The following is a 20808-nucleotide window of genomic DNA, read 5'->3' on the forward strand; positions in this document are numbered from 1 at the left end:
TGCCGACCTGCACCCGCACCGGCACCCGCAAGCCCGCACCGCGCATCGTCACAGGGGGGCATCATGCCTGAACAGCTTCTTTTCGCGATGGAGGTCACGCTGAATGGCCTGATGGCCGGGGTGATGTATTCGCTGGTCGCGCTGGGCTTCGTGCTGATCTTCAAGGCCTCGGGCATCTTCAACTACGCCCAGGGGGTGATGGCGCTGTTCGCGGCGCTGACGCTGGTGGGGATCATGGACGGGCAGGTGCCCTTCAGTCACCTGATCAACGCCATCTTCGGCACCGAGGTGCATAATTTCGGCTGGCACGTCCCGGCCTTCCTGGCGATCCTTCTGACGATGGTGGTGATGGTGGGCTTTGCCTGGGCGGTAAACCGCTTCGTGCTGCGCCATCTGGTCAATCAGGAACCGATCATCCTGTTCATGGCGACCATCGGCCTGGCCTATTTCCTTGAGGGCTTCGGCGACCTGATGTGGGGCTCGGACATCAAGAAGCTGGACGTGGGCCTGCCACAGGGCATCAACACGGCCATCGACGACGTGACCTTCAACCTGCTGGGCTATGGCTTCTTCATCGACAATCTGGACATCGTGGCGACCGTGATCGCCATCATCCTTGTGACGCTGCTGGTGCTTTTCTCGCAATACACCAAGCAGGGCCGCGCCCTGCGGGCTGTGGCCGATGACCATCAGGCGGCGCTGTCGGTCGGCATCTCGCTGAACATGATCTGGGTGCTGGTCTGGTCGATCGCGGGCTTCGTCGCGCTGGTCGCGGGCATCATGTGGGGCGCCAAGTCGGGGGTTCAGTTCAGCCTGTCGCTGATCGCGCTGAAGGCGCTGCCGGTGCTGATGCTGGGCGGCTTCACCTCGATCCCCGGCGCCATCGTGGGCGGTCTGATTATCGGCGTGGGCGAGAAGCTCTTCGAATTCATCGTCGGCCCGATGGTGGGCGGCGCCACCGAAAACTGGTTCGCCTATGTGCTGGCGCTGCTGTTCCTGGTGTTCCGGCCCCAGGGCCTGTTCGGGGAGAAGATCATTGAGCGAGTTTAAGCGCGTCTACCAGGAGTGCGAGGCCCATGGTTGTGGCGCCGCCGTGGTGGCAATGATCGCTGGCGTTTCATTCAAGAAAGCTGAGCGGGTATGCGGGGGCCACATATCGAATTCGAAGAAGCATGTCGGTATACAAGCGATAAGCGCGGCGCTCGAAGAGATCCCGACCTCGTCATGGCGCTGTGCGCAAACTACCGTCCCCTTCAGACACAAGACCCGCGGAGCGCACTTGGCATCCTTGCAGAAGCTGGGCCAGCCCGCCGTAGTCAGGTCGCGGTCCATTGGAGGAGTCTATCACTGGCTTTTCTGGACCGGGGAAGAGCTTTGGGATCCCCTACCCAAAGGCGCCGACAAGGGGGGCAAGGGAAAATCCACTAAAGCAGGGCCAACATTCGAAGGTGCCGGTTTCGACCTCTACAAGTACCGAGAGATAGAGAAAAAGCCCACAACTTCGGAGAATGTCTGATGCTTTACCGCGAGGCCGGCGATTTCAAGACCTCCTACGCCGAGGACAGCCAGACCTTTCCGATCCGCTTCGATCGTTACCGGTATTACGCGGTGCTGGCGATTGCCGTGGCGGTGGTGCCTTTCGTCATCAACGACTACTGGGCCAATGCGGTTCTGGTGCCTTTTCTGATCTGGTCGATCGCGGCAATCGGGCTGAACATCCTGACTGGCTATTGCGGCCAGGTCAGCCTTGGCACCGGCGGCTTCATGGCGGTGGGGGCCTATTCGGTCTACAAGCTGATGACCGCCTTTCCCGATGTCAGCATCTTCTTTCATGTCATCGGCGCGGGGCTGGTGACGGCGGCGGTGGGACTTTTGTTCGGCCTTCCCAGCCTGCGGATCAAGGGGTTCTATCTGGCGGTGGCGACGCTGGCGGCGCAATTCTTTCTGGTCTGGCTCTTCAACAAGGTGCCGTGGTTCTACAACTACTCGGCCTCGGGGCAGATCAACGCGCCCGAACGCACTGTCTTCGGGATCGAGGTCACGGGCCCCAACACCGAAGCCTGGGCTGCCTATCTTTTCTGCCTGACCTTCGTGATCATCCTTGGCGTGATCGCGCGGAACCTGACCCGGGGCACGCTGGGCCGCAAATGGATGGCGATCCGCGACATGGACATCGCCGCCGAGATCATCGGGGTGAACCCCCTGCGCGCCAAGCTGTCGGCCTTCGCCATCAGCTCGTTCTTCATCGGGGTCGCAGGCGCGCTGTTCTTCGCGGTCTATCTGGGTGCCGTCGAGGTCGGCGAGGCCTTCGGCATCAACCAGTCGTTCCTTGTGCTCTTCATGATCATCATCGGCGGCCTCGGCTCGATCTTCGGGTCGTTTGCGGGGGCGGCCTTCATGGTGCTGATGCCGGTGCTGCTGAAGAACGTGATGGTCGGGGGGCTGGGCTGGGACACGGCGCTGGCCGCGCATACGGAATTCGTCATCGTCGGGGCGCTGATCGTGGTCTTCCTGATCATGGAGCCCCACGGGCTGGCCCAGCTGTGGCGGCTGGCCAAGGAGAAATTGCGCCTGTGGCCCTTCCCCTACTGAGGGGGGCACCGGCCGAAAGACAGAAGATCGGGAAACAGGACCCGGCACAACATCAACAGGATGATCCACCAGGGAGGAAATGATCCTATGAAACTGAAACTGACAAGCATGGCCCTTGCCGGGGCGCTGGCCGGCGTCATGGCCGCGGCGCCTGCGATGGCGGAACTGGTGTTTCCGTCCCTCAGCTACCGGACCGGGCCCTATGCCGCCAACGGCATTCCCTTCGCCGACGGCTATGCCGACTACATGACCCTGCTGAACGAGCGGGACGGCGGCATCGGCGAAGAGCCGGTGCGCCTGCTGGAATGCGAGACCGGCTACAACACCCAGAAGGGTGTCGAATGCTACGAGGCGACCAAGGGTGAAGGCGCGCTGGTTTACCAGCCGCTGTCGACCGGCATCACCTATCAGCTGATCCCCAAGGCCACCGCCGACGGCATTCCGGTGCACTCGATGGGCTACGGGCGCACCTCGGCGGCCAACGGCAAGGTCTTCGAGTGGGTGTTCAACTACCCGGCGAACTACTGGGACGGCGCCTCGATCGCGGTCAAGCACCTGCTGGACGTCAACAGCGGTGATCTGAACGGCAAGAAGATCGCGCTGGTCTATCACAACTCGGCCTACGGCAAGGAGCCGATCCGCACCCTTGAAGAGCTGTCGAAGAAGCACGGCTTCGAGCTGAGCCTCGTGCCCGTCGACCATCCCGGTCAGGAACAGAAAAGCCAGTGGCTTCAGATCCGCCGCGAGCGTCCCGACTATGTGGTCATGTGGGGCTGGGGCGTGATGAACCAGGTCGCCGTGCAGGAGGCCGCCAACATCCGCTTCCCGATGGAGAACTTCATCGGCGTCTGGTGGTCGGGTTCGGAAACCGACGTGCTGCCGGCGGGTGATGCCGCCAATGGCTACAAGGCGCTGGCGCTGGCCAACCCCGGTGGCGACTATGCGATCTACGAGGATCTGGACAAGTTCGTCTACTCCACCGGCAAGGCCGCCGGCGCGGGCGACCAGTGGAAGACCGTGGGCTACAACCGTGGCCTCTACGCCGCGATGCTGGCCGCCGAAGCCGCCAAGGAAGCGCAGAAGATCCACTCGACCAAGGCCCTGACGCCGGCGCAGATGCGCGACGGCATGGAAGCGCTGGAAATGACCGAGGACCGCATGGCGGGTCTGGGCATGGCCAACTTCGGCCCCGAGTTCAAGGTCACCTGCGAGAACCATGGCGGGTCCGGCGTGGGCAAGGTCGCCCAGTGGGATGCCAGCGCCAAGGAGTGGAAGCTGATCTCGGACTGGATCGAATCCGACAAGGACGTGATCCAGCCCCTGATCGACGAGGACAGCGCCGCCTATGCTGCGGAAAGCAACATCACCGAGCGTTGCAACTGATCCCTGCTGAACCCGTCCTCCGCGGTGGTTGACCGCGGGGGACACCCCCCGAACCCATTGGGAAAGACAGGAACGATGCTGGACAGCGGAAAGACCGAAGACGCGCTTCTGGAAGTCACCAATATCGAGGTGATCTACAACCACGTCATTCTTGTGCTCAAGGGCGTCTCGCTTCACCTCGCCAAGGGCGGGATCACCGCCCTTCTGGGCGGCAACGGGGCGGGCAAGACGACGACCCTCAAGGCGATCTCGAACCTGCTGCACTCCGAACGTGGCGAGGTCACCAAAGGCTCCATCCGCTATCGCGGCCGCCCGGTTCAGGGGCTGGACCCCGCGGCGATGGTCAAGTCCGGCGTCATCCAGGTGATGGAGGGGCGCCACTGTTTCGAACACCTCACGGTCGAGGAGAACCTGCTGACCGGCGCCTACACCCGCCACGCCGGCCGCTCCGAGATCGAGGCCGACCTTGAGAAGGTCTACGCCTATTTCCCCCGTCTGAAGGAACGCCGCAAAAGTCAGGCGGGCTATACCTCGGGCGGTGAGCAGCAGATGTGCGCCATTGGCCGCGCGCTGATGTCCAAGCCCGAAACCATCCTGCTGGACGAGCCGTCGATGGGACTGGCCCCGCAGCTGGTCGAGGAGATCTTCGGCATCGTCAAGGATCTCAACGAGCGCGAGGGCGTGTCCTTCCTGCTGGCCGAGCAGAACACCAACGTCGCCCTGCGGTTCGCCCATTACGGCTACATTCTTGAATCGGGCCGCGTGGTCATGGACGGCCCCGCCGCCGAGCTGCGCGAGAATCCGGACGTAAAGGAATTCTACCTGGGCGTCAGCGACGAGGGACGCAAATCCTTCCGCGACGTGCGCTCCTACCGCCGGCGCAAGCGCTGGCTGAGCTGAGCGCGCCATCCGCACGGCCTTCGGGCAGGGCGCGGGAAACAAGTGACAGAAACGGAACGGGGGCCGCCATGTGGTCGGCGCCCCGACGGGTGGCCGCTGCCGCCGGTCGAAGTGTGACGAGGAACGCGTGATGGACGGATCTGACCGGGAACTGGAATTTCAGGGCGCCGAGCAACGCGCCGAGCGTATCGCGCAGGCGCTGCCCCGGCAGATCGCCCGCGCCGCCGCGCTGCCGGGTTATGGCGACCGGCTGGCCGACGTGGACGCATCGGGCATCACCGGGGTCGCGGACCTTGCCGGCTTGCCGGTGCTGCGCAAGTCCGACCTGGGCGAGGCCCAGCAGAAGGACCCGCCCTTCGGCGGACTGACCACAAAACCGGCCTCGGGGTTCGATCACATTTTCCAATCGCCGGGTCCGATTTACGAGCCGGGCTCCACCGCGCCCGACTGGTGGCGCATGGGCCGGTTCCTGCGGGCCTGCGGCGTGGGGCCGGGCGACGTGGTGCAGAATTGTTTCGGATATCACCTGACGCCGGCGGGCATGATCTTCGAATCGGGTGCCCGGGCGGTGGGGGCTGCGGTGCTGCCGGCGGGCACCGGCCAGACCGAGTTGCAGGTGCTTGCGGCCCGCGACGCGGGGGTCACGGCCTATGCCGGCACGCCCGATTACCTGAAAGTGATCCTGGAAGCGGCGGACCGCCTGGGCATCACGTTGGGCATCACCCGGGCGGCGGTCGGGGGCGGTGCGCTGTTTCCCTCGCTGCGCGACTGGTACGACGGGCGCGGAATCTCGTGCCTGCAATGCTATGCCACCGCCGATCTGGGCAATATTGCTTACGAATCCCCCGCCCGCGAGGGGATGATCGTCGACGAGGGGGTGCTGGTCGAAATCGTCACCCCCGGCACCGGCGACCCGGTTGCCCCCGGCCAGGTGGGCGAGGTGGTAGTCACCACCCTCAACCCCGATTATCCGCTCATCCGGTTTGCAACCGGCGATCTCAGCGCCATATTGCAGGGTGAAAGCCCCTGCGGTCGCAGCAACATGCGCATTGCGGGGTGGATGGGCCGCGCCGACCAGACGACCAAGATCAAGGGTATGTTCGTCCGGCCCGAGCAGGTCGCCGCGTTGGTGGCCCGTCTTGCGCAAGTGGGACGTGCCCGCGTCGTGGCGGACCGGAAGGACGAGAAGGACGTGATGACCGTCCGGCTTGAGACCCTGACCGCCGCCGTGCCCGACGGGCTGGAGGCGGAGGCCGCCGAGGCGGTGGCCCAGGTTCTCAAGCTGCGCGGTCGCATCGAGATCTGTTCACCCGGAAGCCTGCCCAACGATGGCAAGGTCATCGAGGACCTGAGGGTCTATGATGGCGGATGAGGACGGGAGTTTGATCCTATGCGAAGCTATGTGGCTGCCTTTGCGCTGATCGTTGCGGGGGTTCCGGCCCTTGGCGCGGAACGCGCGGCGTTGCTGATCGGCAATTCCGATTACCGGGAGCTTGTCGACACCAGGCGAGGGGAACGCGCGCTGCGCCCCTCGACCGAGTTGAAGCGCAAGGGCTTCACGGTCGTGTCGCTGCGCAACGCGAACGCGGATACCCTGCGCCGCGCGATCGACAGCTATATCGAACAGGCCGATGGCTCGGAGCGGGCCGTGATCCTGCTGGGCGGGCATTTCGTGACCACCGGCTCGACCACCTGGTACCTGCCGGTCGATACCGCCGACCTGACGGTGCCCGACCTGATCCGTCACGCGATCCCCGTCTCGGTCCTGATGGACCTGGCGGCCGAGATCCCGGGCGGCGCGGTCGTCGCCCTTGGCGGCGACACCGATGCCGGCGACGAGCTGGTCGAGGAGGCCGTGCGCCCCCTGCGCCCCGGCATGGGCACGATCGAGGTGCCGCAGGGCGTCACCCTGATCACCGGCGAGATCGGCGAGGTTGCCGATTTCATCGAGGATGACCTGCTGGACAGCGGCCGCGACATGCGCGGCGCCGTCTCGAAATCGCGGCACAAGGTGGTGATGCGTGGCTACATGCCCGGCAAGCCCTTCCTGGCGGCCGGCAGCACCAGCCGCCCCGCGCCCAAGACCCGCGCCGAGCCCGAGCCGGTCAACCCGCCCGCACCCGTCCGGGACGAGGACGAATCCTTCTGGAGCGCGACCACCAGCATCGACACAGAGCGCGCCTACGGCGCCTACCTGGAACGCTTCCCGCGCGGCAAGCACGCGACCCAGGCCCGCAAGCGGCTGGACGAGCTGAAGGACGCGCCCCGCAAGCGCGCCGAAGAGGCGGAGCAGGCGCTGCAGCTGAACCGCGCCGCCCGTCGCGCCGTGCAGAACCACCTGACGATCCTGGGATATGACACCCGCGGCATCGACGGGATCTTCGGCAAGGGCACCCGCGCCGCCGTCACCCGCTGGCAAAGTGACAACGGCTTTGACGCGACCGGGTATCTCAGCCGTCAGCAGGTGCTGCGCCTGACCGACCAGGGCGACGCCAAGGCCCGCGAACTGGCTGCCGAGGCGCGCCTCAAGGAAGAGCGTCTGCGCCAGCAGGATACGGCCTATTGGCGCGAAACCGGCCGCGACGGCACCGAGGCGGGGCTGCGCGCCTATCTCAAGCGCTATCCCGACGGGCAATACGCCGCCAATGCCGAGGCCCAGCTTGCCGATATCGAGGAATCGCGCCGCGCCACTGTTGCCGCCGAGGAGCGTCGTTTCTGGGACAACATCCGTGCCCAGGACACGGTCGAGGCGTATCGCGCCTACCTGCGCGACTATCCCCGCGGGTCGTTCAAGGCCGAGGCCGAGGGCCGCATCGCCGAGCTTCAGCGCCAGACCAACCAGGCCGGCGCGATCGAGCAGGCCAAGGAAGACGAGGCCCAGCTGACCCTTCTGCCCGTGACACTGGTGCTGGTCGAGCAGCGGCTGCGCAACCTCGGGTTCGACCCGGGCCAGGTTGACGGTCGTCTGACCAAGGAAAGCCGCCGCGCGATCCGCCAATACCAGGAGACCCGCGATCTGGACGTGACCGGCTATCTCAGCCGACAGACGCTGGTACGGTTGATCGCGGACCAGGGCTGACGCGTATGGTCGCCCCCTGCCGGCCCGGTGCCGGGCGGGGGGCGGCCCGCGGGCCTTGCAGCCATGGGTTCATGATATCTGGTTCGGAAATGCGAAAAGGCCGCCGGAATCTCCGGCGGCCTTTCCGAAGCTGCACCCCTGTTGAAAGGGGGGCGGACGCTTAGCCCTGGCGGGCTTTGAACCGGCGCTGCGTCTTGTTGATCACGTAGACACGACCTTTGCGACGCACGATGCGGCAATCGCGATGACGGTTCTTCAGCGAGCGCAGCGAGTTTCTGACCTTCATGGTCCTTCTCCTTCGTCGCGGCGCACGAGCGCCAGTCATTAAATCCGGGCCCCCGGGGAGGGGGGCAATGGTGGGCGGTACTGGGATCGAACCAGTGACCCCTACGATGTCAACGTAGTGCTCTACCGCTGAGCTAACCGCCCTTTGCCGTCTAGATCCGCGCGCCCCATAACGAAATAGGACGCGGGCGGACCGCGTCGGTGCCGTGCGTATAAACAGAGTCGTTGGGGGGTTCAAGAGGTTTTGGCAGATCGCAGAATCTGTCTATATCAGGTGGAGTAAGCAGAGGAATTCAGATGGCTCAGCGCCCCTATACACTGAGGATGCCTGACACGCGCTCGACCAGCGTCGTATTTGCCTCGCCGCACAGCGGGCGCAATTACGCGCGGACGTTCCTGAGCGCCTCGGTCCTGGACGAACAATCGATTCGCTCCTCCGAGGATGCCTTCGTGGACCTTCTGTTCGAGGAGGCGCCCCTGACCGGCGCGCCGCTGCTGGTGGCCGACACGCCGCGCGCCTTCATCGACCTCAACCGATCGTCCGAAGAACTGGATCCGGCGCTGGTCGAGGGGGTGCGCCATTCGCAGATGAACCCGCGCATCAGCTCGGGCCTGGGCGTCGTGCCCCGGGTGGTGGCCAACGGGCGCGCGATCTACCGGGGCAAGATGACCCTGGCCGAGGCGCAGCGGCGGATCGACCGCCACTGGCGCCCCTATCACGATACGCTCCAGGCCCTGCTGGACGAGGCCCATGCCCTTTTCGACGAGGCGATCCTGGTGGACCTGCATTCCATGCCTCACGAAGCCGTCCAGACCGTCACCGGCTCCATGGGGCGGCGGCCCGACGTGGTTCTGGGCGACCGCTTCGGCTCCGCCTGTTCGGGCGCGATTGTCGACATGCTGGAAGAGGCCTTCGTGAACGCGGGGCTGGTGGTCGCGCGCAACGCCCCCTTCGCCGGCGCCTACATCACCCAGCGCTATGGCCGCCCCTCGCGCAAGCAGCACGCCGTCCAGGTCGAGATCGACCGCGCCCTTTACATGGACGAGCGCGAGATCTGCCCGAACGAGGGCTTCGACGCCTTCAAGGCGCTGATGAGCCGCGCGCTTTACGACATCGCCGAGATCGGCCGCCCCGCACTGCCCCTGGCCGCCGAATAGCCCTCAGCGCAGCGATCGCCCCTTCACGATGGCGTCCTTGCCGAACTTGCGCCGGATGGCGTCGGTCGCGCGCTCGGCCCGGTTGCGCCGCTCGGCCCCCTGGTCCAGCAGGTCGCCCGAACGATCCGCATCGGCGGCCTGGACGATGTCGCTCAGCCCCGTGCCGATCAGGCGCCAGGGGCCGCGCCGGTCGAGTTGCTGGTAAAGACCGGCCGCTGTGCGATAGATCGTGTCCGCCATCTGGGTGGGCTCGCGCAGGCTTAGCCTTCGGGTCAGGACCGCGTAGTCGGCACTTTTGAGTTTCAGCATCACCACCCGACCGGCCCGGTCCTGGGCCTTGGCCCGGTCCGACACCTTCTCGGCCAGCCGCCACAGGTGCCCGTCCAGAAGTTCGGGGTCCGAGATGTCCTCGGCGAATGTCGTTTCGTTCGAGATCGACTTGACCGTCGCGCGGGCCGAGACGGGCCGCCGGTCGATGCCGCGCGCCAGGTGCCACAGCCGGTCGCCGCCGCTGCCGAACCGCGCCGCAAGATCGGCCCGGTCCCAGCGGAGGAGGTCGGCGAACGTGCGGATCCCGGCGGCATCCAGCGCCGACTGGAAACTGTCGCCCACCCCCGACAGCAGCCGCACTGGCCGGTCCCGCAGGAAGGCGTCGGTCTCGGCCACGCCGATCACGGAAAAGCCGCGCGGCTTGTCCAGATCCGAGGCGATCTTGGCCAGAAACTTGTTGTGCGACAGCCCGATCGATCCCGCGATTCCCAACTCGGACTGCATCCGCTTGATAAGTCCCGCCAGCATCACCGCAGGCGGGTGCCCATGCAGACGCGCGGTGCCGGTAAGGTCCATGAACGCCTCGTCCAGCGACAGGGGTTCGACGGCGGGGGTCAGATCCTCCATCATCTGGCGGATCGCGCGCGAAGTCTCGACATAGACCTCGAACCGGGGTTTGACGATCACCGCTTCGGGGCACAGGCGCAGCGCCTTGAACATCGGCATGGCCGAGCGGACGCCGCGGATGCGCGCGATGTAGCAGGCGGTGGTGACGACCCCGCGCCGTCCGCCGCCGACGATCACCGGCTTGTCGCGCAGCTCGGGGTTGTCGCGTTTCTCGACGGAGGCATAGAAGGCATCGCAATCCATGTGCGCGATGCCCAAGCTCTCAAGCTCGGGGTGGGAGACGACGCGCGGGCTGCGGCAGGCCGGGCAGCGCAGCGGGGTGGCGGGCACGGCCACTGCGCCGGGGGCCGTTTCGGGCCCGGGAAAGGACGTCAGGCAGTCGCGGCACAGGGCTGGCATGATGGAAAAACCGTAGGCCCGTCAGGGCGCGTTGGCAATCGGCGCCGCGTGATCCCGGCTCAGGGAAGTTCGGACAGGATGGCGTGGGCGGCGGCGCGCGGATCGGGTGCCTGCCAGATCGGGCGGCCCACCACGATGTGATCGGCGCCCGCGGCCAGGGCATGCGCGGGCGTCGCGATGCGTTTCTGATCGCCCGCGTCGGCGCCCGCCGGTCGCACGCCGGGGGTGACGATCAGCTTGCCCGTCGCCTCGGGCAGGGCGCGGATCGCACCGGCTTCCTGGGGCGAGGCGATGACGCCGTCGGCCCCGGCCTCCAGCGCGCGGGCGGCCCGTTCCAGCACCAGATCACGCACGTCGCCCGCCTTCAGGCAGGATGCGTCCAGGTCGGCCCGGTCCAGCGACGTCAGGATCGTCACGGCCAGGATCTTCGTGGCCTCGCCCCGCCGCCCTTCGACCGCCGCGCGGACCACGTGGGGGTCGCCGTGCACGGTCAGGAAATCCAGGTCGAAGGCCGAAAGGCCGCGCACGGCCGCCTCGACCGTGGCGCCGATGTCGAACAGCTTCATGTCCAGAAAGATGCGCTTGCCCTGGGTGTCCTTGAGTTCGCGCGCCAGGGCCAGGCCGCCGCCGGTCAGCATCCCAAGCCCGATCTTGTAGAAGGACACCGCGTCGCCCAGCCGATTGGCCAGTTCCAGGCCCGCGTGGGCATCCGCCACGTCCAGCGCGACGATCAGCCGGTCGTCGGAAGAACCGGCGTAACCGGGGGCGCGAAGGGGGTCGGATGCGGTCATGGCAAGGCTTTCTCGGCAGGATGGGGATGCGGCACCAGATGCCACAGGGTGCCTTGCGGCGCAAGAAGAGGTGCATCGGCGGATAGGGGCCAACGGGCGGGCGGGGGTGGAACAGGGGCGGGGGGCGGCACGTTATTCATGCAACCGACAATCCGTCCTATCGTCCACGGAGTGACCCCATGACCATGAACATCCATGGCGGCCATGCCGCCACCCCGCCCCACGCCCGTCCCATTTCGAACCGCCTTCGCCGCGCCCCGCTGGAGCGCAAGGGCCGTCCCAGCCTAGCAATCCCGCTTGCCGTCAGCTTCATCGCAGTGGCTGGGTTGATCGCGCTTTACTTCGCCATTTTCGACGCGCCCCATGTCGAGAATGCCGAGGCCACCTCGGCCGCCGTTGTGACGGAAGAGGCCGGGGCTACCGGCGGCCAGGCGGCAGGCAGCACCGAAGGTGATGCGGCTGCCCGCGACGGCGCGGCCGGAACCGACCCCGCCGCGGCCGGGCAGGCCGATACGGGCGCTGATAAGGCCAACGCCAACACCGCACAGGAAAACGCGGCAACCGCCGCCGAGGTTGCGCCCGAAGGCGCGGCCGCACCCACCACCCAGGAAGAAACGCCTGGCGCGCCGACCGCTCAATAAGCGTCAGCGCTGGTTCTTCCTGCACCGACCCCCGCGTTCCATGCCGGAGCGCGGGGGTTTTTCATGTCTGGTCGTTCAATTGGGGTCTACTGGACCGGGCCGGTCCTGTCGGGATCGTCGCCCGCCGGGCGCAGGCTTCCCGTCCGCAGGCGGGTCAGGGCGCGCAGATTGCCGATGGCATCCGTCAACATCGCGCTCTTCAGCCGGTCGGCATCGACATCCTCGGGAAGATCCAGCGCGCAGCGCATGTGGATCGTCTCGGCCGGCGAGGCGGCCACGGGTTTGGAATCGCGATTGCGATAAATAAGGGTAACGGATCCCCGGTGGCGCCGCGACGCCCGATCGTATCCGATTACCTCGACATTGTGACGGAGAAGTTCCACCCGCTCGCCCTCCTGAAGTGTCTTTGCACCATGGATCCGAAGCGCTTTGGGAATAAGGTGAAAAATCCTATGATTTCCCCCCTGAGTTGCTGACGCAAAAAAGCCGGCCGCGGGGCAACGCGACCGGCTCGCCGAATAGGACCGGCAGTCAGGCACCGATGGACAGGTCAGGCAGCGGTGCGCAGGGGCTTTTTGCGTTGCGTGCTGTTGAACAGGACCACCAGAGAAGTGGCGTCCTCGATCAGGCGCTCGCGCAGCGAAAGGTCAGAACGGGGGGATTTCGTGGGAACGCTCGTGCGGATCGTTTCCACGCGGGGGGGGCTGTGTGGTGTGTCGCGCAGAAGTACGGTGACCTCTGCCTCGACCCGGCCAAAATCGCGGTCACGGCGGGCGCGGCGCACAGCGGCATTCAGGATCTTCATGGGTCAATACTCCCTCAATGGTTACTTTTTTACTTCTTGCCGGTGTCCCCACCCGAAGGTTTCGGAAGAACTTGTTACGCGTTCTTAATGCCCGGCGACTGCTCTGACCATTAACGAATGTATTGATATTTGGTTCCCTGTTCAGTGCGAACGTCACGTCACGGCTCAGATTTATCCACAGGGATGTCCACAGATAGATCCACAGGCGGGCATATCCGCGTTCCCTGACCGGATCGGCACTCGCCTGCGGTGCGTTTGGGCAGGCTTGGATCTAACCGTGTGATCCGCATTGGTTTTCGTCCCCGCGGATCTTTTTGCTGCCCTTGCGAAACAAATGTCGCGCTACCACATTCAGATCAAGGCTCAGGGGCCGGCATGCCGCTATTGGGTGTCGGACCGGACGAGCGCTTTACGATAAAGGAGACGACCATGAACTTGGAGAAGTTCACCGAGCGGTCCCGTGGCTTTCTGCAGGCCGCACAGACGATCGCCATGCGGGAGAGCCACCAGAAACTGGCGCCCGAACACCTGCTGAAAGCCCTGCTGGACGATGAGGAAGGCCTGGCGACGAACCTGATCCGACGCGCCGGCGGCGAGCCCGAGCGCGTTGTGGAATCCGTCGAGCTGGCGCTGGGCAAGCTGCCCAAGGTGACCGGCGACGCGGGCCAGACCTACATGGACCAGCAGACCGGCAAGGTTCTGGACGAGGCCGAGAAGATCGCCAAGAAGGCGGGCGACAGCTATGTTGCCGTCGAGCGGATCCTGACCGCGCTTGCCGTAGTCAAGTCGAAGGCGCGCGAGGCGCTGGAGGCCGGTGCCATCACCGCCCAGAAGCTCAACACCGCGATCAACGACGTCCGCAAGGGCCGCACCGCCGACAGCGCCAATGCCGAGGAAGGCTATGACGCGCTGAAGAAGTACGCGCGCGACCTGACCGAGGCTGCCGAGCAGGGCCGGATCGACCCGATCATCGGCCGCGACGAGGAGATTCGCCGCACGATGCAGGTCCTGTCCCGCCGGACCAAGAACAACCCCGTGCTGATCGGCGAGCCCGGCGTCGGCAAGACCGCCATCGCCGAGGGCCTGGCCCTGCGCATCGTCAACGGCGATGTGCCCGAAAGCCTGCGCAACAAGCGGCTGATGGCGCTGGACATGGGTTCGCTGATCGCGGGCGCGAAATACCGTGGCGAGTTCGAGGAGCGTCTCAAGGCGATCCTGAAGGAGATCGAGGCTGCGGCCGGCGAGATCATCCTGTTCATCGACGAGATGCACACGCTGGTCGGGGCCGGCAAGACCGACGGCGCGATGGATGCGTCGAACCTGCTCAAGCCTGCGCTTGCGCGGGGGGAGCTGCATTGCGTCGGCGCCACCACGCTTGATGAGTACCGCAAGCATGTCGAGAAGGACGCGGCCCTGGCCCGTCGGTTCCAGCCCGTGATGGTCGAGGAGCCGACGGTCGAGGACACGATCAGCATCCTGCGCGGCATCAAGGAGAAGTACGAGCTTCACCACGGCGTGCGCATCTCCGACGCGGCGCTGGTGGCGGCATCGACCCTGTCGCACCGCTACATTACCGACCGGTTCCTGCCCGACAAGGCCATCGACCTTGTCGACGAGGCCGCCAGCCGCCTGCGGATGGAAGTCGACAGCAAGCCCGAGGCGCTGGACGCGCTGGATCGCGACATCCTGCAAAAGCAGATCGAGGCCGAGGCCCTGAAGAAGGAGGATGACGACGCCTCCAAGGGGCGGCTTGAAAAGCTGGAGAAGGAGCTTTCGGACCTGATGGAGCGCTCGTCCGAGATGACCGCCAAGTGGCAGGCCGAGCGCGACAAGCTGGAATCGGCCCGCACCGTGAAGGAGCGTCTGGACCGCGCCCGCGCCGAGCTGGAGCAGGCCAAGCGCGAGGGCAACCTGCAAAAGGCGGGGGAGCTGTCCTATGGCGTCATCCCCGATCTTGAGCGTCAGGTGAAGGGCTCGGACGGGGGCGAGGCGGAGGACATGATGGTCGAAGAGGCCGTCCGCCCCGAGCAGATCGCCCAGGTGGTCGAACGCTGGACCGGCATCCCCACCAGCAAGATGCTGGAGGGAGAGCGCGAGAAGCTGCTCAAGATGGAAGAGCAGCTGGGCCGCCGCGTGGTGGGCCAGGACCGTGCCGTCAAGGCGGTGGCCAATGCCGTCCGCCGGGCGCGCGCCGGCCTCAACGACGAGAACCGGCCGCTGGGTTCGTTCCTGTTCCTCGGCCCGACGGGCGTCGGCAAGACCGAACTGACCAAGGCCGTGGCCGAGTATCTCTTTGACGACGACAGCGCGATGGTCCGCATCGACATGTCCGAGTTCATGGAGAAGCACGCGGTCAGCCGGCTGATCGGCGCCCCTCCGGGCTATGTCGGTTACGACGAGGGCGGCGTTCTGACCGAAGCCGTACGGCGCAGGCCCTACCAGGTCGTGCTGTTCGACGAGGTCGAGAAGGCCCACCCGGACGTGTTCAACGTGCTGCTTCAGGTTCTGGATGACGGCGTCCTGACCGATGGCCAGGGCCGCACCGTGGACTTCAAGCAGACGCTGATCGTGCTGACCTCGAACCTGGGCAGCCATGCCCTTGGCCAGCAAGCCGAGGGTGAGGACAGCGCCGCGGCCCACGCCGCGGTGATGGAGGCGGTCCGCGGACACTTCCGGCCCGAGTTCCTGAACCGTCTTGATGAGACCATCATCTTCGACCGGCTCAGCCGCGAGGACATGACCGGTATCGTCGACATCCAGCTTGAGCGTCTGACCAAGCGACTGGCGGCGCGGAACATCACGCTGGAGATGGACGAGGCCGCGCGCAAGTGGCTGGCGGACGAAGGCTATGACCCGGTGTTCGGCGCCCGCCCCCTGAAGCGGGTGATCCAGCGCGCGCTGCAGGACCAGCTGGCCGAGATGATCCTGTCGGGCGATGTCCACGACGGGGACACCATCCCGGTGTCGGCCGGCACCGACGGCCTGGTGGTGGGCGACCGCGTCGCCACCTCCAACCGCCGCCCGCCCTCCGAGGCGGTCGTGCACTAAGCCCGGTAGGGCCGTGCCCGGTCAAGAACAGAAGGCCCCGCCCCGGCGGGGCCTTCTTCTTTCTAGGGCCGTAGGGCGGCGGCCCGTGGTATTAGATAAGGCTTAAAAGGAAAGGGCCCCGGCGCGTGCTGCGCCGGGGCCCTTCTATAAGGATACGCGCAAGGGCGGCTCACTCGACGCCGGCGGCTTCCTTGGCAATGTCGTCCAGCAGCGCCTGGACTTCCTGCATCGGCCCCTCGGGCATCGTGCGGTATCCGATCAGCGCGCCCTCGGCGTCCGGGGCGGCGTAGACGAAGATCCCGTAGGGGCAGTAGGCGATGTTGGTGATGTCGGCTTCCATCACGGTCCGGGACAGGTCGGCCGAGCAGAAGTTGAAGACCTGCGCACCCTCGAACACCTTGACGTCCGAACCGACGTCGGCGCCGGTGCGCTCGAGCATGTCACCGACGTGGCTGACATTGTCGATCACCAGGCCCTTGCCCACGATCGCGTTCTCGACGGCAAAGGCCGCATCCTCGAAGTTGTCGGCGGTTTCATAGGTGACCATGTTGCCGTCCTGGGACATGTGCTGCTCGGCCATCAGGGGCAGGCCAGCGACAGCCAGGGTCGCAAGTGTCGTCATAGCAATACGTATCATGTGTTCCGTCCTTCCTATGTTGGCGGATGTGCCGCCACTCTTCTGAATTTAGCGCGAAATCCCTATGAGGCGCGCTGTCGCTGCAACAAAATCGACGCAAACGTGAGAGTGATTGGTTTTGTCCCCTCGCGCTTCGAGACTACCTTCCTGCACAGTAAAGGGAGAACCTCACATGCGCTATCGTTTCTCGACCGGCCTGCGGCACTCGGACGTCACACCGGCTTCCGTCTTTCATGCAAGGCGCCGGTTCCTTGCCGGCATCGGTGCCGGTGTCGGCGCGGGGGTTCTGGGGCTGCCAGGGGCGGGGCGCGCGGCGCCGGACATCACCCGGCTCAAGCCCAACACCTATGAAGAGATCACCACCTACAACAACTACTACGAGTTCGGGACCGGCAAGGAAGACCCGGCCGAGAATGCCGGCGCGATGCAGACCGATCCCTGGACCGTCGAGATCGGCGGCCTGGTCGAGCGCCCCGGCGCCTACGGCATGGACGACATCCTGAAGGGTGCCCCGATCGAGGACCGGATCTACCGTTTCCGCTGTGTCGAGGCCTGGTCGATGGTGATCCCCTGGAACGGTTTCCAGCTAAGCCACCTTCTTGACCGTGTCGGCGTGCAGCCCGGGGCGAAATACGTGGCCTTCGAAACCGCTGTCCTGCCCGATGTCATGCCCGGCGTGAAACGCAACGTGCTGGAGTGGCCCTACCGCGAGGGTCTGCGCCTGGACGAGGCGATGAACCCGCTGACCCTTCTGGCCACCGGTATCTACGACAAGCCCATTCCCAACCAGAACGGCGCACCGCTTCGTCTGGTGGTGCCGTGGAAGTATGGCTTTAAGTCGATCAAGTCGATCGTGCGCATCACCCTGACCGACAGCCAGCCTCAGACCAGCTGGAACATGTCGAACCCCGGAGAGTACGGGTTCTATTCCAACGTGAACCCCGAGGTGGATCACCCCCGCTGGTCCCAGGCGACCGAACGGCGCATCGGCGGCGGCTTCTTTGCCAAGCGCGAAGAGACGCAGATGTTCAACGGCTATGGCGAGGAGGTCGCGGACCTCTACGCCGGCATGGACCTGAAGAAATTCTACTGATGGCATCCCGCGTCTTTAACCGGCCGTGCCGGCACGCCGCGCGTCACGGGGCTACGGCATGAGCGGGCTGGCCGACGGCATCAACCGCACGGCCCGCCGGATCCCGGTCTGGCCCCTCTATATACTGGGGGTGGTTCCGGCACTGGCCGAATACGCGCTGGGCCTGACCGGGCGGCTCGGCGTCGATCCGGTGAAGGCGATCGAGCAGCAGTTGGGTCTCTACGCGCTTCAGTTGCTGATCGCGGGCCTCGCGATCACGCCGCTGCGCCGCTACTTCGGGATAAACCTGCTGCGCTTCCGCCGGGCGATCGGCCTTCTCGCCTTCTTCTATGTATGCGCCCATCTGGCCACCTGGCTGGTGTTGGACATACAGCTCCTCTGGGGCCAGATCTGGCGCGACATCCTCAAGCGCCCCTACATCACCATAGGCATGGCCGCCTTCGCGATGATGATCCCGCTGGCGGTGACCTCCAACAACCGGGTGCTCAAGCGCATGGGGGCCGCAGCCTGGCGGCGCCTGCACCGGCTGACCTATCTGGTGGCGCTGCTGGGGTCCGTGCATTTCGTGATGCTGGTGAAGGGCTGGCAGCTTGAGCCGCTGATCTACATGGCCATCATCGCCGCGCTTCTTCTGCTGCGCCTCGATTTCCGCCGCATGCCGCTGGCCCGCGGCGCCTGAAGGATCCCGCGCCCGCCCCGGATCGGGGCAGGGCGCGGCGCATGTCGGGTCCGGCCGGGGGATCAACGGGGCCGAGTCGGCGGCGAGTCGGGTTCGGGGCGGGTCCGACTCGGAACGCGAAAAATCGCCCCTCGGCCCTCTCGTCCAACGTAGCAAGGGCCTTGGGCATTTCACCCCCCTGGATCGCGCCCAGCCGACGCCCGGAAAGCCGCGATCCGAGTCGCCCGGGGATATGCCGACAAGCCCTCAGGTGTCTAAAAAGTCTCCGCTAAATCTATTGGTTATCAATGGGTTGCATCAAAATCGCAAAAATCCTGAAAAAAGCTCTTGCGGGTTCCTGCGTTGATCCGTAGATACCCCTTCACCGGCGGCGCTGAGGCGCGGCACGGGGCGCCAGACGGGGCTGAGGCCAACGAGACGCACGATAAAAACAAGGGATAAATGAGGCGGGGCGCGCTGGAAGATTACAGCGCCTTCGGTTGATTTTGTCTCTCGCTCTTTGAAATCGCGAGTATCTGAAGAGATATGTGGGCGGTTTGGTTCATTCGATGGATCAGCCTCTTCATATCGACTTCCTAGGGCTTCGGTCCGATTATGGAAGGTCAGCTTCACTGTTTTGCGGCTTTTGTTACTTCGGTAACTGAAGCACAGAACAGAGACTGCATCAGTTTGAACAACTGATGCGATGTGCAGAGGTTCGAACGTCAAGGATATGCCTGCAAGGGCATTTCAACTTGAGAGTTTGATCCTGGCTCAGAACGAACGCTGGCGGCACGCCTAACACATGCAAGTCGAGCGCCCTCTTCGGAGGGAGCGGCGGACGGGTTAGTAACGCGTGGGAACATACCCTTTTCTACGGAATAGCCTCGGGAAACTGAGAGTAATACCGTATACGCCCTACGGGGGAAAGATTTATCGGTGAAGGATTGGCCCGCGTTGGATTAGGTAGTTGGTGGGGTAATGGCCTACCAAGCCTACGATCCATAGCTGGTTTGAGAGGATGATCAGCAACACTGGGACTGAGACACGGCCCAGACTCCTACGGGAGGCAGCAGTGGGGAATCTTAGACAATGGGCGCAAGCCTGATCTAGCGATGCCGCGTGAGTGACGAAGGCCTTAGGGTCGTAAAGCTCTTTCGCCAGGGATGATAATGACAGTACCTGGTAAAGAAGTCCCGGCTAACTCCGTGCCAGCAGCCGCGGTAATACGGAGGGGACTAGCGTTGTTCGGAATTACTGGGCGTAAAGCGTACGTAGGCGGATTAGTTAGTCAGAGGTGAAATCCCAGGGCTCAACCCTGGAACTGCCTTTGATACTGCTAGTCTTGAGTTCGAGAGAGGTGAGTGGAATTCCGAGTGTAGAGGTGAAATTCGTAGATATTCGGAGGAACACCAGTGGCGAAGGCGGCTCACTGGCTCGATACTGACGCTGAGGTACGAAAGTGTGGGGAGCAAACAGGATTAGATACCCTGGTAGTCCACACCGTAAACGATGAATGCCAGACGTCGGGCAGTATACTGTTCGGTGTCACACCTAACGGATTAAGCATTCCGCCTGGGGAGTACGGTCGCAAGATTAAAACTCAAAGGAATTGACGGGGGCCCGCACAAGCGGTGGAGCATGTGGTTTAATTCGAAGCAACGCGCAGAACCTTACCAACCCTTGACATCCCGGGACCGCCAGAGAGATCTGGTTTTCACTTCGGTGACCCGGTGACAGGTGCTGCATGGCTGTCGTCAGCTCGTGTCGTGAGATGTTCGGTTAAGTCCGGCAACGAGCGCAACCCACATCCTTAGTTGCCAGCAGTTCGGCTGGGCACTCTAGGGAAACTGCCCGTGATAAGCGGGAGGAAGGTGTGGATGACGTCAAGTCCTCATGGCCCTTACGGGTTGGGCTACACACGTGCTACAATGGCAGTGACAATGGGTTAATCCCAAAAAACTGTCTCAGTTCGGATTGGGGTCTGCAACTCGACCCCATGAAGTCGGAATCGCTAGTAATCGCGTAACAGCATGACGCGGTGAATACGTTCCCGGGCCTTGTACACACCGCCCGTCACACCATGGGAGTTGGTTCTACCTGACGACGCTGCGCTAACCTTCGGGGGGCAGGCGGCCACGGTAGGATCAGCGACTGGGGTGAAGTCGTAACAAGGTAGCCGTAGGGGAACCTGCGGCTGGATCACCTCCTTTCTAAGGATGTTCCAGGCAGATCGGCCCGCTCTTCGGAGCACCGGTCTCGAGGAACACTTAGCATGATGGCAATCAAAGCCATCACATCACGGGCCAGGCCGTCCTCATATCTCTTCAGAACAGAACACACGGGCTACCGCCCGTTCTTGGGTCGGTAGCTCAGGTGGTTAGAGCGCACGCCTGATAAGCGTGAGGTCGGAGGTTCAAGTCCTCCTCGACCCACCATCAT

General features: G+C 64.6%; 19 protein-coding genes, 2 tRNA genes and 1 rRNA gene. 14 read left to right on the forward strand and 8 right to left on the reverse strand.

From position 1 onward, the window contains the following. Positions 1-63 precede the first annotated feature (63 nt). The 7 genes from CLV77_RS00765 (at position 64) to CLV77_RS00790 (ending at position 7954) form a co-directional block, all read left to right on the forward strand. The gene (locus CLV77_RS00765) at positions 64-1050 is read left to right on the forward strand and encodes a branched-chain amino acid ABC transporter permease (RefSeq protein ID WP_076979695.1); all 987 of its coding nucleotides are present in this window, start codon (positions 64-66) and stop codon (positions 1048-1050) included. Then, positions 1037-1516: a hypothetical protein gene (locus CLV77_RS16230; RefSeq protein WP_143815127.1), complete on the forward strand. Its 480-nt coding sequence runs from the start codon at positions 1037-1039 to the stop codon at positions 1514-1516. Before CLV77_RS00765 ends, CLV77_RS16230 begins: the two co-directional genes overlap by 14 nt. Further along, on the forward strand, positions 1516-2592 hold the full coding sequence (locus tag CLV77_RS00770) for a branched-chain amino acid ABC transporter permease (protein WP_076979694.1): 1077 nt from the start codon (positions 1516-1518) through the stop codon (positions 2590-2592). Before CLV77_RS16230 ends, CLV77_RS00770 begins: the two co-directional genes overlap by 1 nt. Before the next feature lie 87 nt (positions 2593-2679). Beyond that, a complete protein-coding gene (locus CLV77_RS00775) occupies positions 2680-3975 on the forward strand; it encodes an ABC transporter substrate-binding protein (protein WP_076979693.1) in 1296 nt (431 codons plus the stop codon). A 75-nt stretch (positions 3976-4050) separates the two neighbouring features. Continuing rightward, positions 4051-4875, forward strand: a complete 825-nt coding sequence (locus CLV77_RS00780; RefSeq protein WP_076979692.1) for an ABC transporter ATP-binding protein — start codon at positions 4051-4053, stop codon at positions 4873-4875. A gap of 130 nt (positions 4876-5005) precedes the next feature. Further along, positions 5006-6247 carry a phenylacetate--CoA ligase family protein gene (locus CLV77_RS00785; protein ID WP_076979691.1) on the forward strand — a complete coding sequence of 414 codons (1242 nt, stop codon included), beginning with the start codon at positions 5006-5008 and terminating at the stop codon, positions 6245-6247. Between the two features lie 18 nt (positions 6248-6265). Continuing rightward, entirely contained in the window at positions 6266-7954 is a 1689-nt protein-coding gene (locus CLV77_RS00790; protein ID WP_076979690.1) for a peptidoglycan-binding protein, read from the forward strand. 160 nt (positions 7955-8114) lie between these two features. Here CLV77_RS00790 and ykgO read toward each other — a convergent pair whose 3' ends face one another. Both ykgO and CLV77_RS00800 read right to left on the reverse strand, forming a co-directional pair. Beyond that, a complete protein-coding gene (gene ykgO / locus CLV77_RS00795; RefSeq protein WP_039685556.1) occupies positions 8115-8240 on the reverse strand; it encodes a type B 50S ribosomal protein L36 in 126 nt (41 codons plus the stop codon). A gap of 68 nt (positions 8241-8308) precedes the next feature. Further along, positions 8309-8383 (reverse strand) — tRNA-Val (locus tag CLV77_RS00800). Between the two features lie 153 nt (positions 8384-8536). Here CLV77_RS00800 and CLV77_RS00805 point away from each other — a divergent pair. Beyond that, positions 8537-9397 (forward strand): N-formylglutamate amidohydrolase, encoded by an 861-nt coding sequence (locus tag CLV77_RS00805; RefSeq protein ID WP_076979689.1) that lies wholly within the window; start codon positions 8537-8539, stop codon positions 9395-9397. 3 nt (positions 9398-9400) lie between these two features. On the opposite strand, the gene CLV77_RS00810 is transcribed toward CLV77_RS00805, so the two are convergent. After that, the gene (locus CLV77_RS00810) at positions 9401-10693 is read right to left on the reverse strand and encodes a DNA polymerase IV (protein ID WP_076979688.1); all 1293 of its coding nucleotides are present in this window, start codon (positions 10691-10693) and stop codon (positions 9401-9403) included. Between the two features lie 59 nt (positions 10694-10752). Further along, positions 10753-11484 (reverse strand): orotidine-5'-phosphate decarboxylase, encoded by a 732-nt coding sequence (gene pyrF, locus CLV77_RS00815; RefSeq protein ID WP_076979687.1) that lies wholly within the window; start codon positions 11482-11484, stop codon positions 10753-10755. Positions 11485-11663: 179 nt separating this feature from the next. On the opposite strand from pyrF, the gene CLV77_RS00820 reads away from it, so the two are divergent. Next, on the forward strand, positions 11664-12125 hold the full coding sequence (locus tag CLV77_RS00820) for a hypothetical protein (protein WP_076979686.1): 462 nt from the start codon (positions 11664-11666) through the stop codon (positions 12123-12125). Between the two features lie 86 nt (positions 12126-12211). Here the strand turns inward: CLV77_RS00820 and CLV77_RS16480 are convergent, their stop codons facing one another. Then, positions 12212-12403 carry a hypothetical protein gene (locus CLV77_RS16480; protein WP_170043940.1) on the reverse strand — a complete coding sequence of 64 codons (192 nt, stop codon included), beginning with the start codon at positions 12401-12403 and terminating at the stop codon, positions 12212-12214. A 272-nt stretch (positions 12404-12675) separates the two neighbouring features. Beyond that, positions 12676-12930, reverse strand: coding sequence for a hypothetical protein (locus CLV77_RS00830; protein ID WP_076979684.1), 255 nt, complete (start codon positions 12928-12930; stop codon positions 12676-12678). A 429-nt stretch (positions 12931-13359) separates the two neighbouring features. Between CLV77_RS00830 and clpB the strand changes: the two genes are divergently transcribed. Beyond that, a complete protein-coding gene (gene clpB / locus CLV77_RS00835; protein WP_076979683.1) occupies positions 13360-15978 on the forward strand; it encodes an ATP-dependent chaperone ClpB in 2619 nt (872 codons plus the stop codon). Positions 15979-16147: 169 nt separating this feature from the next. Here clpB and CLV77_RS00840 read toward each other — a convergent pair whose 3' ends face one another. Continuing rightward, positions 16148-16615, reverse strand: a complete 468-nt coding sequence (locus CLV77_RS00840) for a DUF302 domain-containing protein (protein WP_076979682.1) — start codon at positions 16613-16615, stop codon at positions 16148-16150. 172 nt (positions 16616-16787) lie between these two features. Here CLV77_RS00840 and msrP point away from each other — a divergent pair, with 172 nt between their 5' ends. Together msrP and msrQ are read left to right on the forward strand one after the other, a co-directional pair. After that, positions 16788-17708, forward strand: coding sequence for a protein-methionine-sulfoxide reductase catalytic subunit MsrP (gene msrP, locus CLV77_RS00845; protein ID WP_076979681.1), 921 nt, complete (start codon positions 16788-16790; stop codon positions 17706-17708). A 58-nt stretch (positions 17709-17766) separates the two neighbouring features. Next, positions 17767-18387: a protein-methionine-sulfoxide reductase heme-binding subunit MsrQ gene (gene msrQ / locus CLV77_RS00850; RefSeq protein WP_197685734.1), complete on the forward strand. Its 621-nt coding sequence runs from the start codon at positions 17767-17769 to the stop codon at positions 18385-18387. A 297-nt stretch (positions 18388-18684) separates the two neighbouring features. Here msrQ and CLV77_RS00855 read toward each other — a convergent pair whose 3' ends face one another. After that, positions 18685-18999: a hypothetical protein gene (locus CLV77_RS00855; RefSeq protein WP_100339199.1), complete on the reverse strand. Its 315-nt coding sequence runs from the start codon at positions 18997-18999 to the stop codon at positions 18685-18687. Between the two features lie 118 nt (positions 19000-19117). On the opposite strand from CLV77_RS00855, the gene CLV77_RS00860 reads away from it, so the two are divergent. Both CLV77_RS00860 and CLV77_RS00865 read left to right on the forward strand, forming a co-directional pair. Continuing rightward, positions 19118-20579: ribosomal RNA gene (locus tag CLV77_RS00860) — 16S ribosomal RNA — on the forward strand. Positions 20580-20727: 148 nt separating this feature from the next. Beyond that, positions 20728-20804, forward strand: a tRNA-Ile gene (locus CLV77_RS00865). The last annotated feature ends 4 nt before the right edge of the window (positions 20805-20808 follow it).

Origin of the sequence: Brevirhabdus pacifica (genome assembly GCF_002797755.1) — a bacterium.
In the GTDB taxonomy this organism is placed as follows: Bacteria; Pseudomonadota; Alphaproteobacteria; order Rhodobacterales; family Rhodobacteraceae; genus Brevirhabdus; species Brevirhabdus pacifica.

Excerpts from the sequence above, each read along its gene's own strand:
- CLV77_RS00765 (WP_076979695.1), top strand. The coding sequence starts at position 64 with ATGCCTGAACAGCTTCTTTTCGCGATGGAGGTCACGCTGAATGGCCTG.
- CLV77_RS00770 (WP_076979694.1), top strand. The coding sequence starts at position 1,516 with ATGCTTTACCGCGAGGCCGGCGATTTCAAGACCTCCTACGCCGAGGAC.
- CLV77_RS00775 (WP_076979693.1), top strand. The coding sequence starts at position 2,680 with ATGAAACTGAAACTGACAAGCATGGCCCTTGCCGGGGCGCTGGCCGGC.
- CLV77_RS00780 (WP_076979692.1), top strand. The coding sequence starts at position 4,051 with ATGCTGGACAGCGGAAAGACCGAAGACGCGCTTCTGGAAGTCACCAAT.
- CLV77_RS00785 (WP_076979691.1), top strand. The coding sequence starts at position 5,006 with ATGGACGGATCTGACCGGGAACTGGAATTTCAGGGCGCCGAGCAACGC.
- CLV77_RS00790 (WP_076979690.1), top strand. The coding sequence starts at position 6,266 with ATGCGAAGCTATGTGGCTGCCTTTGCGCTGATCGTTGCGGGGGTTCCG.
- ykgO (WP_039685556.1), bottom strand. The coding sequence starts at position 8,240 with ATGAAGGTCAGAAACTCGCTGCGCTCGCTGAAGAACCGTCATCGCGAT.
- CLV77_RS00805 (WP_076979689.1), top strand. The coding sequence starts at position 8,537 with ATGGCTCAGCGCCCCTATACACTGAGGATGCCTGACACGCGCTCGACC.
- CLV77_RS00810 (WP_076979688.1), bottom strand. The coding sequence starts at position 10,693 with ATGCCAGCCCTGTGCCGCGACTGCCTGACGTCCTTTCCCGGGCCCGAA.
- pyrF (WP_076979687.1), bottom strand. The coding sequence starts at position 11,484 with ATGACCGCATCCGACCCCCTTCGCGCCCCCGGTTACGCCGGTTCTTCC.
- CLV77_RS00820 (WP_076979686.1), top strand. The coding sequence starts at position 11,664 with ATGACCATGAACATCCATGGCGGCCATGCCGCCACCCCGCCCCACGCC.
- CLV77_RS00830 (WP_076979684.1), bottom strand. The coding sequence starts at position 12,930 with ATGAAGATCCTGAATGCCGCTGTGCGCCGCGCCCGCCGTGACCGCGAT.
- clpB (WP_076979683.1), top strand. The coding sequence starts at position 13,360 with ATGAACTTGGAGAAGTTCACCGAGCGGTCCCGTGGCTTTCTGCAGGCC.
- CLV77_RS00840 (WP_076979682.1), bottom strand. The coding sequence starts at position 16,615 with ATGATACGTATTGCTATGACGACACTTGCGACCCTGGCTGTCGCTGGC.
- msrP (WP_076979681.1), top strand. The coding sequence starts at position 16,788 with ATGCGCTATCGTTTCTCGACCGGCCTGCGGCACTCGGACGTCACACCG.
- msrQ (WP_197685734.1), top strand. The coding sequence starts at position 17,767 with ATGAGCGGGCTGGCCGACGGCATCAACCGCACGGCCCGCCGGATCCCG.